7 protein-coding genes and 3 pseudogenes are annotated in these 12,017 nt (G+C 35.2%); 5 read left to right on the top strand and 5 right to left on the bottom strand.

The window, feature by feature from the left end:
- Positions 1-64 precede the first annotated feature (64 nt).
- Positions 65-544, bottom strand: a pseudogene (locus JCM21714_RS14780) (transposase); the annotation flags it as partial.
- 597 nt (positions 545-1,141) lie between these two features.
- On the opposite strand from JCM21714_RS14780, the gene JCM21714_RS22130 reads away from it, so the two are divergent.
- Complete coding sequence (locus JCM21714_RS22130) at positions 1,142-1,282, top strand: hypothetical protein (protein ID WP_235182927.1); 141 nt, start codon at positions 1,142-1,144, stop codon at positions 1,280-1,282.
- A gap of 438 nt (positions 1,283-1,720) precedes the next feature.
- On the opposite strand, the gene JCM21714_RS14775 is transcribed toward JCM21714_RS22130, so the two are convergent.
- Together JCM21714_RS14775 and JCM21714_RS14770 are read right to left on the bottom strand one after the other, a co-directional pair.
- Positions 1,721-2,131, bottom strand: a complete 411-nt coding sequence (locus tag JCM21714_RS14775) for a helix-turn-helix domain-containing protein (protein ID WP_035725484.1) — start codon at positions 2,129-2,131, stop codon at positions 1,721-1,723.
- A gap of 4 nt (positions 2,132-2,135) precedes the next feature.
- On the bottom strand, positions 2,136-5,093 hold the full coding sequence (locus tag JCM21714_RS14770) for a histidine kinase (RefSeq protein ID WP_035725482.1): 2,958 nt from the start codon (positions 5,091-5,093) through the stop codon (positions 2,136-2,138).
- Positions 5,094-5,687: 594 nt separating this feature from the next.
- Between JCM21714_RS14770 and JCM21714_RS14765 the strand changes: the two are divergent.
- Positions 5,688-7,854: pseudogene (locus tag JCM21714_RS14765) on the top strand (heavy metal translocating P-type ATPase).
- Between the two features lie 192 nt (positions 7,855-8,046).
- Here the strand turns inward: JCM21714_RS14765 and JCM21714_RS22125 are convergent.
- Together JCM21714_RS22125 and JCM21714_RS14760 are read right to left on the bottom strand one after the other, a co-directional pair.
- Positions 8,047-8,283 (bottom strand): hypothetical protein, encoded by a 237-nt coding sequence (locus JCM21714_RS22125; RefSeq protein WP_235182926.1) that lies wholly within the window; start codon positions 8,281-8,283, stop codon positions 8,047-8,049.
- A gap of 22 nt (positions 8,284-8,305) precedes the next feature.
- On the bottom strand, positions 8,306-8,617 hold the full coding sequence (locus JCM21714_RS14760; RefSeq protein WP_052000769.1) for a hypothetical protein: 312 nt from the start codon (positions 8,615-8,617) through the stop codon (positions 8,306-8,308).
- A gap of 338 nt (positions 8,618-8,955) precedes the next feature.
- Here JCM21714_RS14760 and JCM21714_RS19515 point away from each other — a divergent pair, with 338 nt between their 5' ends.
- The 3 genes and pseudogenes from JCM21714_RS19515 to JCM21714_RS14750 all read left to right on the top strand — a co-directional run bounded on the left by JCM21714_RS19515 (position 8,956) and on the right by JCM21714_RS14750 (position 12,002).
- The gene (locus tag JCM21714_RS19515) at positions 8,956-9,108 is read left to right on the top strand and encodes a cation transporter (RefSeq protein WP_084040867.1); all 153 of its coding nucleotides are present in this window, start codon (positions 8,956-8,958) and stop codon (positions 9,106-9,108) included.
- 189 nt (positions 9,109-9,297) lie between these two features.
- Positions 9,298-9,600, top strand: coding sequence for a metal-sensing transcriptional repressor (locus JCM21714_RS14755; RefSeq protein WP_035725481.1), 303 nt, complete (start codon positions 9,298-9,300; stop codon positions 9,598-9,600).
- 12 nt (positions 9,601-9,612) lie between these two features.
- A pseudogene (locus JCM21714_RS14750) lies at positions 9,613-12,002 on the top strand (heavy metal translocating P-type ATPase).
- The last annotated feature ends 15 nt before the right edge of the window (positions 12,003-12,017 follow it).

Below are 12,017 nucleotides of genomic sequence, written 5' to 3'. Positions count from 1 at the left end.
AAACAAGAGGAGTACTTCTTTATCTTTTAATCCTAATTGATCATCACCTAGCCATTCCATGCCATCATCCGGTTTTTTTCCGTCGAAAGGGAATCCCATATCTTCTACATCGCTCCTTTTCTATATCTTCCATATAATGATAGATCCATCCATAATCCGCATGCCATATCCCTATTAACTCCATCTCCTGATGACAATGTGGACACTGAAATGGATCCTTTTCAAATGATTCTATCATACGTTGACGATACGTTTTCTTCTTTCTTTTATGTTCTAATAATAAGGAAATTTGCTTGGTTCTCATAAATGCATACAGACGAAGCATGTCTTTTGCCTTTTGATAAGACCTTCTACTGTACAAGCCATAACGACCTACCATTCGAAAATGTTTCGGTGGAATATGTTGAAGCATTTCGTATATAAATGGATACACACTCACCTTTTTATCGATTCGTTTCCCTGTTCGATGATCTTCATACCAATAGTGAACCGTTCTTCCATCATAAGAATTTATTCGATTTTCAGCTATCGCTGTTCTCGCTAAATATCTCCCTAATTATGAAGAGATTGTTTCTTTTGTTAAAAGTTCTGGTTATGAAATTGTTATTGTAAATCCTCTAACGACGTATGAAGAACGTTCAGCTTCGCTAACTTGGTGTAAAACGGACAATATTGATTTATCAGCGATTGCCTACTGCGTTGCGTCATTCACAATAAAGGTACTAGTTCTAGACTCCCAAGCGGTACAAACTGAATCTGTTCTCCTTCTAACTTGTCCTAAAACTGGTATAACTACCACAGCTGAATTCATCTAAGAAGTTGGTCCGATAGATGATTTTTCCCATGCCGGACAATTAATAAAACAATCTGGAACAAATGCAATTGTAATTCAAACAGATGGTGGCAGAGGGGGGGTTTATACCAAAATCTCTAAGCAGGGGGGGAACAACTATTTACGTGCAACTATATATACAATTGGGAAAAACTTATCACATGATAATCCATATTTCGAGGACTTTTACGCTAGATTGAAAGCCAAAGGGAAACATACACACGCGGCATATATCGCTGGAGGAAACAAGTTTCTAAAGGTTGCTTTTTCCATGTTAAATAAAGGCCGCCCCCCCTTTATGCCTCCCTTATGGATGGGGTATCACTTACTGTAACTACAAGCTCATCGATAAAGTGTCCCAAAAACGCTGAAACAGCTAAGGAAACCTTACAAACGATCTTATTAAATCAAAGTAAAAAAGGTAACAGCTCGTCAGCCGAGAAAAAATAGCTATGTAACCATTATGTTATTAGGAGGTTTTTACCTCCGTCAAGGAATCAAAATGAATTGATTTCCTGATAGGGGTAAAACCCCCCCCACTAGTGCCGGATGGAAGAGCGAATAATTTCCTGAGGATGAGATAACCTCGTTGTTTAGCCTTTTCTCCCTTCGTTCTATTAGTGCGAATAGTACGTTGGCAATATTTCCGAACTAGCCAGGAATATCAATGTAGAACAATTTGCGTAGGGCATATCTTCCGGTAGGGTTTCATCAAATAAGAATACCAAAGCAACCCGGCAAGTTGCTTACCTATGTAAAAAAATTACCATTATGTTAAGCTTATTTAGCATGCCTATAATCAGAAAAATATTACTAATTTGGCTATTGACATAGTACGGCTAAATAATTAGAAAGGAATTCCCATCCTTGTATGGAATTCCTTTCTAATTATTTTGTTTTGTTTAGCTTTTTATAAGTAGCTGGGGGGGTTATTCCGGTAATTTCCTTAAATACTTTAGTGAAATATTTTGGATCAGTATAACCTATTTTTTCTCCAATTTCGTAAGATTTCATTTCGGATTTAGTCAAATATTCTTGCGCTTTATGAATTCGAAGTTGTTTTAAGTAAAGCGTAAATGATTTTCCTGTTTCCTTATTGAATAATGAGCTAAGGTATTCAGGTGTTACATTTAATTCGTTAGCGATTTCTTTTAGGCTAATCCCTTCTTCATATTTATCTTTAATTAAAGAGATTGCTTTATAAACTACTAAACTATTATTACTTGGTTCTAATTCTTTGAAAATTTTTATGAAATTGTAAAACATATCTTCCAGTTCATTTGGTGTCTGAACATTCATTAATTCATTTAATAATTGTTGATTTTTTCCTGAGAAATCCCCCCCGATGGACTAAGACGGCTGAATGCAGGATTGCTGAAAAGAAACGAAAACAATTGTCCAATATTTCTTTAGGATGGAATATTGTTTGAGTTATCTGATCTTTAAATTCAATGATAAAATCACTTGCCAACCATGGCGTAGATGACGAAATTGCTGAGTTTGCTTTTCGTTCAATACCAATTGGATATACAAATGTTTCCACGGAATCCTGTACGTTACGAATTAGGTCCTCAACTATTACCTGTTCGTCTTTTAGAGTAATAGACCATTTTCGGTTACATTCATTGGCCATAATTGCTGTTTTAATTTCCTGAAAATTAGGAACTGTAATAACAGAAATAATAATATCTTCACCTAATTGCTTTAACTTGCTTAGAAGACGACTATCGGGTGTATTAATTATTTTATCTTGCTGAATAATAAGCCATTGATATTGATTATCTAATATTGCAAAAAAGAAAGGATCATTAGACTGCTTTTTTATAATAGAAAGAAGGTTTTTGATCTCAGAATAATAACGTTCATGATGTTTGCCATAATAAAGATTTATTATTGTAAAGTTATTTTCTAATAAAAAACCTAATATTTTATTCATGTAAAGTCCTACTTCTTCTAAGTCAGATGAAGTTCCATTTATAAGTTTTTCCAATGTCTGCTTGTTCTGTTTATCAGATTCTTTGTATGAGATACCAAATAAAGACTGTTGCAATATGTCCTTTTCTATGGTATCTAATGTAAGTGTAAGATCGTCAATTGTTATTGGTTTTAATAGGTATTCTTTTACACCTAATCGGATAGCGGTTTGGGCATATTCAAATTCGGAATAACCAGATAAAATAATCGTTCTTCGTGTTATTTCAAGATCGTTTAATTTTTTTAACATTTCTAATCCATTGAGTTTAGGCATATTTATGTCTAGGAATACAATTTCTGGATTGATTTGTTTGATAAGGCTGTAACCTTCCACACCGTCTTTTGCTTCTACAATCAGTTCATAATTTGGTTTTAACTTTCGGATCAGTTTAACTAGTCCGGTTCGAATCTTTATTTCATCCTCAATTACAACTACTTTCATCGTATTATTCCTCCTACTTAATCTGTGAAAATAGTAATAGTTATCATTGTTCCAACGTGGGGGTGAACTTTCTATTTGAAAATTAGCTTTTTCTCCGTAATAGCTGTTTAATCGCTCCATAACATTTCTTAATCCTATCCCTCTTTGCCTATTGGATAGAGATTGATCCTCCTTAATTGCAAACTTTATAGATGCTAGTTTATCTGCAGTCATTCCGACACCATTATCTGTAATTATAATAATGAGTTCGTTTTGCTCCCCTTTTTTAAATGTTAAAGTAATCAGCCCTTCCGATTGATAAGAAGATATCCCATGGGCAATTGCGTTTTCGATGAAAGGTTGCAATAGAAGTTTATGAATCGGATGATTATATAAGGATTTCTCTACCTCAATGGTATAATCAAAAGAGTAATCATAGCGATTTAGTTGCAAGATCATATACTTTTTGAGCCAATTAATTTCTTCACTAATTGTCACAAGCTCATTACTGTTCTGTATACTATATCGTAGTATTTCAGCTAAGCTTTTTAACATTCGGCTTATATCATGTTCCTCTTTTTCTATTGCCATCCAATTAATAGAATCTAATGTATTGTAAAGAAAGTGAGGATTGATTTGAGCTTCAAGAGCACGAATTTCCGCCTCCTTTTGTTTAAAGGTAGCTTCTTTTGTTTCAGTCATTAGGTTATTTAATTTATTCATTAAGGAGTTAAAGCTTTCCATAATGATAGATATTTCATCTTTTTTCATTTCATTAATTTGCACATCTAAGTGTCCTTCTTTTGCTATTTGCATACCATTAATGACTTTTTTTATAGACTTGCTTATGTTATTGGTAAAGTAAAGAATTAAAAAGGAAGAAATTAAAAGAGTAATTAATCCTGTAATAATGTTAATCCTGTGCGTGACATACATATTTTTTAACATCGTATTTTTATCAATTACATTTACCAAAGTCCAACCGTTAATCGGTTTTTGATAATTATTTACTATTATGGAATCACTATTTATTATATTTGCTCGTCTTAATAGATCAACATATGTATGCTCAAGTTGTATACTATTCTCATAAGATGATAATTGATATCCGATAAGTTCATCTTTGGGAAATGACACTATTTGTTTATTATCATTAACTAGGAAGGTTAGATTGGGTATGCTATTTTCTGTTCCTATAATCGGATAATTTATGTTAATAGCTTGATTTAGGACTTCTTGATCAATACTAATAACTATTAAGTTCGGCCTATCTTTCAAGCTATAATTGGTTTCTTGTAATGGCACATATATATGAAATAAATACTGATCTCTACCATTTATGTGATCGGTAAGTTCAGGACTAGTTATTCGAATTCCATTACCAGCAGAAGCTTCTAATTGAAATTCCCTTAATCTTTTATTGTTTTCTTCGATTGTCCAAATATTCTTAATATTTGAACCAGTTTGTTTATCAAAACTGACTATATTCCTATTAGAGGTATAAATTGATACACTTCGAATTAAATCTTTTGCATAAGCATAATTTGATAAGACTTCTCTTAATTCACCTTCTACTATTGGATTATTTGTTGATTCGATATTCATTTCTTTTACTAAACTATTTATTTTTTCATCTGAAAATAATTGGACTGTAATGTCTTCGTATGCCTTTAAAGAAGTTTCTAAGTTTTTATAGGTTTGTTGTAAATTTATATTAACTAATTCATCAACCTTTTCTTGCATTGATTGGGTAGAGTTGTAATAGGTTACAGATTGAACTAAGATAATCGGGATCAAAATACCTAGAAAAAAGGTTAAAAGTAATTTAGATTTTAAACTCATGTTTGTATGTTTAAAAAATTTCATTATTTCTCTCCATGTCTATGATTGAAAACGCTTAAAAATTTAGGTAGTAAAAGAATGCACAGAAACTTAAAGTCTCGGTTTGGTTATTATTTCTATATATAATTATACTATAAATTTATTGGTTATACCTTACTTTTGTATAAAAAGCTTTTTGTGAAGTATCATTTTTGAGTTTATAACCTGCATTCCCGGAATATATAGCGATGTGTGTTGAAAATTAAGTTGTAAATGGTGGTTTAAAAATGTTTTTTGCATCGTTTATTATTATTTCCTTGGTGATATAAATATGGAGCTATAAATTATCAATTTTTATTAATAATAAATAGTGCACTTTATCAAATTTTTTAAGGGCATTGAAGAAATGAGTCTTGAGGATTGGCAACGAAACCTCAATCTTAACCTGACAGCCCCATTCCTGTTGATTCGCGCAAGACAAAGGGTACAGAAAACAACAGAGGCTTCCCATGCTGAAATAAAAATTAATTTATTTCAAATAAAGTGATTAAAATATACGGTACAAGGGTATTGTATTTGAAAGGAATAGAATAAAGATTTATAGCTACCTTATAATAAGTACAAAAAGGAGTGACCTATATGATTAATAACGACAATCATGGGCATGGGCAAACAAAGCATCATGAACACCATCATTCCCATGACCATAAAGATCACCAAAATCAAGTGAAAGATGGAAAAGTCAACGCACACAATCACAGCAGTCATGGTGACCATGAAAAGAGTGGTCATGAAGGACATGAAAACCATAACCATCACGATCATCACAATCACGACAACCATAACCATCACAGTCATCATGACCATGGAAATATGGTGAATGATTTTAAAAAACGATTCTATATTTCATTAATTGTAACAATCCCAATTCTTGTTTTATCTCCAATGATACAGAGTTTTATTGGTGTGAATTGGCAATTTGCGAATGATCAATATATTTTATTTGCGCTATCTACTTTTGTATTTTTCTATGGTGGCTGGCCGTTTATTACAGGTGGAATTAGTGAGTTAAAAGATAAGAATCCGGGAATGATGACACTTATTGGTCTTGCTATCTTAGTTGCATATGGCTATAGTTCACTTACAGTGTTCGGCTGGGAAGGAAGTGACTTCTTTTGGGAATTGGCTACATTAATCGATATTATGCTACTTGGGCACTGGTTAGAAATGCGCTCGGTAATGGGTGCTTCCAATGCACTTGAGGAGCTTGTAAAGTTAATGCCAAGTGAGGCCCATAAATTAGACGAGAATGATGAGGTACAAGAGGTTTCCGTATCTGATTTGAAAAACAACGATAGAATTCTTGTGAAACCAGGTGAAAAAATCCCGGTCGATGGAATGATTTTAGATGGTAAGTCAGCAATAGATGAATCTATGTTAACCGGAGAATCTGTCCCCGTTGAAAAGAACAAGGGTGATGAAGTAATTGGAGGCTCTGTAAATAAAGAAGGTTCGCTTACCATTCAAGTTGAAAAAACCGGAGAAGACTCGTACTTATCACAGGTTATAAATTTAGTTAAGGAAGCACAACAATCAAAATCCCGGACGCAAGATATCACAAATAAAGCAGCAAAGTGGCTATTTTATTTGGCGTTAGTTTCGGGTTTTGCGACATTATTTATTTGGTTAATGCTTGGTTTTTCATTTGATGTGGCTTTGGAACGAATGGTAACGGTGATGGTAATCACCTGCCCACACGCTCTTGGTCTAGCTGCACCACTAGTAATAGCAGTTTCAACTTCTATATCGGCAAAACAAGGGCTGTTAATAAGGAACCGTGCTAATTTTGAGGGTGCAAGAAATCTTAATGCTGTTGTTTTTGACAAAACGGGAACGTTAACTAAGGGTAAATTTGGTGTTACAGATATTGTACCAAGTGAAGGATATGAAATAGAAACCGTCTTAACTTGGGCAGCAAGCTTAGAACAGAATTCGGAGCACCCAATAGCATCTGGAATAGTTAGAGAGGCAAAGAATAAACACATTAAATTGAAAAAAATAGCAGAGTTTGACTCCATTACTGGTAAGGGTATCGAGGGAATGATAGATGATAGAAAGATAAATGTGGTTAGTCCAGGTTATGTAAATGATAACAACATGAAATACGATCAGGATGCTTTTAACATAATGTCTGCTGAAGGAAAAACAGTAGTATTTGTGTTGCTAGATGATAAATTAATTGGAATGATAGCACTTGCCGATATCGTTCGTGACACAGCAAAAGAGGCGGTTGCTGGATTAAAAGAAAAAGGTATTCAATCCATTATGCTTACAGGCGATAATGAAAAAGTAGCGCAGTGGGTAGCCAAACAGCTGGATATCGATGAAGTTTATGCAGAAGTGTTGCCGAATGAAAAGTCTGATCAAGTGAAGAAAATAAAAGATAAAGGCTGGAAGGTTGCCATGACAGGAGATGGGGTCAATGATGCGCCTGCACTTGCTACCGCAGATTTAGGAATTGCAATCGGTGCTGGTACAGATGTAGCAATGGAACTGCCGATGTTGTACTTGTTAAGAGTAACCCAAAAGACGTAGAGTCCCTGATCGATTTATCAAGAAAAACTTATCGAAAAATGGTTCAAAACCTATGGTGGGCAACAGGTATAACATACTTGCAATCCCCCCCCTGGCAGCCGGTGTTCTAGCCCCCCCAGTTGGAATTGTATTAAGTCCAGCAGTTGGTGCTGTACTGATGAGTTTGAGTACAATAATTGTTGCTATCAATGCAAAGTTACTAAGGGAATAGATATTTTGTAAGGCTAATCTTAAATGAAGAAATGCTATGTTAAATTAGTAGATAGTACTATATTAAGAACGAGCTTTGGCATTTTCAGCTAAAGCTCGTCTTACTTATATTTGCTAATATCACTTGTCCAGGGTATTAGTACAAGCACGACACCTGCGCTTATGCCATTTTTCCATTTCATTAAGATTATCGCTAATGTTCGTGATTATTTGATATGTTAAACTCTAGCGGTGCCATGTGATTAAATAGAAGAAAGAGAATAGTAATGGAACAAATCAATAAATACGGATGTTTAAAAAAGGAAAAAATAGCTTGGTTAGCTTGTTTACGAATGGAATCTTCTGCTGAATATAAAACAAGTACCAAAATCATAGTAATCATGAAAGCTATTATATTGATAATGGCGTTAGGCTTCGTCATAGCCACCATATCACCAAGCATAGCCCCCCCATCATTCCCCCCCCATCATTCCAGAAAGAATTCCATCTATAACTGAAGGTAAACTTAGTGGAATGCCAGCTAATAACCCTACGGATAATCCAATAATCATAGAAAAAATGGTAGATTCAATTAAATTCCCATGAAATATAACCCCCCCAAGAATTGTCCCCCCCATTAAAATTCCTACCGACATCCCTAACGCCATTGCTATCATCATTCCATTCATGTTTGTTACCCATCTTCGGTAGTGTTTCACATAAAGAATGATTGTCACAACCTGAATGGTACACATGATAAAGATAAATAATAATGTAAGTGACATACTTCCAACTCCAATCATCATTTGTCCATATATTGTATTCGTAATTGATTCACAATATGATACCCTGGTATGGTGGTTTGGGAAGAGTGATGTTTATTTTGGTTAATTGAATTTCTAGTTATAAGACCATAGATATGATTATGTAGCAATGGCATTACTATATAATCAATATAAGTTAATGTGTTCAAAAAAGACATGGAAATCTTTTTGGTTCATTTAAATAAATAATTTCTTCCCTCTTTACAATACATTACAGGGGGGGTATGGTAGTGTTATGGTGAGTTAAAAATTAGGAGGTAGGTATTTTATATGAAAAATAAAACACTTGACGTAAAGGCATGTCTTGCGGACATTGTGTAAACACAATGGAAGGGAGCGTGGGAGAAATTAACGGTGTTGAAGCTGTAACTGTTCACTTAGCAGACGCAAAAGTTGATGTAACCTTAGATTCAGAAAAGGTGGACTTGAAAGATATCAAAATATATGAATGAAGAGGATGAGCTATAATTAATCACATTCCAACAGCAGTATCTGGAAATTAATGTGATTAATTTTTAATAGGATGACATAGACTAACAATTTCTTATATTATGCTATTTGATTATACATTCCTTTATATTTGACAATTATACCTTATGGGGGTATAGTATAAATATAAAAAGGAAAAGGAAGTGATTGATTTGGATAAATTCTTACATGATCACCCAAGTAAACCTAGAACTCAAAGTGAAAAGCAAAAAGTAGTGAACCGATTAAAACGTATAGAAGGCCAAGTACGCGGAATTCAGAAAATGGTGGAGGAAGATCGGTATTGTGTTGATATTTTAGTTCAAATTAGTGCCATTCAATCCGCACTGAAAAATGTAGGTTTCTCCGTCACCGAACGACATCTTAACCATTGTGTCAGTGATGCGATCAAGCAAGGCGATGGTAAGGAAACCATTGATGAATTAATGACGGTTATGAAGCAGTTTTCCAAGTAGGGAGAGAACGATATGGGAGAAACAAATCATACAACAGTTGGTGTAACAGGAATGACCTGTGCTGCTTGCTCTACTCGTGTGGAAAAAGTTTTAAATAAAATGGATGGGTCGAGGCCAAAGTCAATTTAACAACCGAAAAGGCCACCGTAGATTACGATTCAGATAAGGTTTCGATGGAAGATATTACGAACAAAATTAAAAAAGTTGGCTACGGGGGGGTTTTAATGGAAAAAACCGAATTAGATGTTTTTGGAATGACTTGTGCAGCTTGTTCGACCCGGATTGAGAAAGTACTGAATAAGCAAGAGGGTGTTAAGTCTGCATCTGTAAACTTAACAACTGAATCTGCATCAATCGAATATAATCCCGGATTGGTGGACACGAAGGCAATCATTGAGAAAGTTAAAAAACTTGGATATGATGCGAAGCTAAAAGCTGAATCGGCAGAAAAGAAAACACATAAAGAAAAAGAAATCAAGAATATGCAGACGAAATTGATTATTTCTACCTTATTAGCTGCGCCGCTATTAGTAACGATGTTGGTTCATTTATTTAATATGACGATACCGGATATATTTATGAATCCATGGTTTCAATTTGCTTTAGCCACACCTGTTCAATTTCTTATCGGCTGGCAATTTTATGTTGGGGGGGCATATAAGAACCTTCGTAATGGTGGAGCAAACATGGATGTACTTGTCGCATTAGGTACAAGTGCAGCATATTTCTACAGTTTATACGAAGCATTTAAGACAATTGGCAATCCAGACTATATGCCGCATTTATACTTTGAAACAAGTGCTATTTTAATTACATTGATATTATTCGGTAAGTATCTGGAAGCAAGAGCAAAAAGCCAAACAACGAATGCACTATCTTCTTTACTCAATTTACAGGCAAAAGAAGCACGTGTAATCAGAAATGGCGAGGAAATGATGATACCAGTCGAAGAAGTTGCTGTTGGAGATCGTTTAGTTGTAAAACCAGGTGAGAAGATACCTGTAGATGGTATTGTGGTAAAAGGAAGAACATCTGTCGATGAATCGATGATTACAGGAGAATCGATTCCAATTGAAAAGGAAGTAGAAGCAACTGTTATTGGGTCAACGATCAATAAAAATGGATCCATTGAAATGGAAGCGACAAAAGTGGGGAAAGATACTGCCCTTGCATCGATTGTGAAAATAGTTGAGGATGCCCAAGGGTCAAAAGCACCTATCCAACGACTAGCAGATGTTATTTCTGGCTATTTTGTACCGATTGTTGTAGTGATTGCGATTCTAACTTTTGCTGTATGGATTTTATTTGTTCAGCCTGGTCAAGTTGAATCTGCTTTAGTTGCCTCAATCGCTGTCCTGGTTATTGCATGTCCTTGTGCTTTAGGACTTGCAACACCAACTTCGATTATGGTTGGCACAGGAAAAGCTGCAGAGAGTGGCATCCTATTTAAAGGTGGAGAGCATCTTGAGCGTACCCATGCATTAAATGCTATTGTGTTAGATAAAACGGGTACCATCACCAAAGGAAAGCCTGAAGTCACAAACTTTACCGGTGATGAGGAAGCATTACAGCTACTTGCGAGTGCGGAGAAAGGCTCAGAGCACCCACTTGCAGAGGCTATTGTTGCTTATGCCACCGAAAATAATATGGAATTAGTTGATGTTGATCATTTCATTGCAATACCTGGACATGGTATCGAGGTAACCATCTCAAGCAAACAAATTCTTGTTGGAAACCGAAAACTGATGCAAGATCATCAAATCGATGTCGGTGGGGCAGAACAAGAACTGGTGAATTACGAGATAGAAGGAAAAACAGCGATGTTAATTGCAATTGATGGAAAATATCGTGGCATTGTCTCGGTAGCAGATACAATTAAAGAAACCGCACCACAGGCAATAAGAGAGTTAAAAGAAGAAGGTTTAGAAGTTATCATGTTAACAGGAGATAACGAACGAACTGCGCAAGCAATCGCAAAACAAGTTGGTATCGACAAAGTAATTGCCCAGGTCTTACCTGAAGAAAAGGCAGATAAGGTGAAAGAAATTCAAGATAACGGTAAAAAAGTCGCCATGGTTGGAGATGGAGTAAATGATGCACCGGCACTAGCGATTGCCGATATTGGAATTGCAATTGGTACCGGAACGGAAGTAGCAATTGAAGCAGCTGATGTAACGATTCTTGGTGGCGAATTATTGCTTATTCCTAAGGCAATCAAAATCAGCCATGCGACGATTAAAAACATTCGTCAAAATCTCTTCTGGGCATTCGGTTATAATACAGCAGGAATTCCAATTGCAGCGATCGGATTACTTGCGCCATGGGTTGCAGGTGCAGCAATGGCATTAAGTTCGGTCAGCGTTGTTACTAATTCACTACGTCTTAAACGAGTGAAATTATAAGAGCATACTTGTAAG

This window comes from Gracilibacillus boraciitolerans JCM 21714 (assembly GCF_000521485.1).
GTDB lineage: Bacteria > Bacillota > Bacilli > Bacillales > Amphibacillaceae > Gracilibacillus > Gracilibacillus boraciitolerans.
The sequence above is the reverse complement of the archived record's forward strand: the minus strand, read 5'-3'. Positions and strand labels throughout refer to the sequence as shown.

What these genes read in the sequence shown, in the direction of transcription:
- JCM21714_RS22130 (WP_235182927.1), top strand. Translation starts at nt 1,142, where the DNA reads ATGGATGGGGTATCACTTACTGTAACTACAAGCTCATCGATAAAGTGT.
- JCM21714_RS14775 (WP_035725484.1), bottom strand. Translation starts at nt 2,131, where the DNA reads ATGAATGTTCAGACACCAAATGAACTGGAAGATATGTTTTACAATTTC.
- JCM21714_RS14770 (WP_035725482.1), bottom strand. Translation starts at nt 5,093, where the DNA reads ATGAAATTTTTTAAACATACAAACATGAGTTTAAAATCTAAATTACTT.
- JCM21714_RS22125 (WP_235182926.1), bottom strand. Translation starts at nt 8,283, where the DNA reads ATGGTGGCTATGACGAAGCCTAACGCCATTATCAATATAATAGCTTTC.
- JCM21714_RS14760 (WP_052000769.1), bottom strand. Translation starts at nt 8,617, where the DNA reads ATGTCACTTACATTATTATTTATCTTTATCATGTGTACCATTCAGGTT.
- JCM21714_RS19515 (WP_084040867.1), top strand. Translation starts at nt 8,956, where the DNA reads ATGTCTTGCGGACATTGTGTAAACACAATGGAAGGGAGCGTGGGAGAA.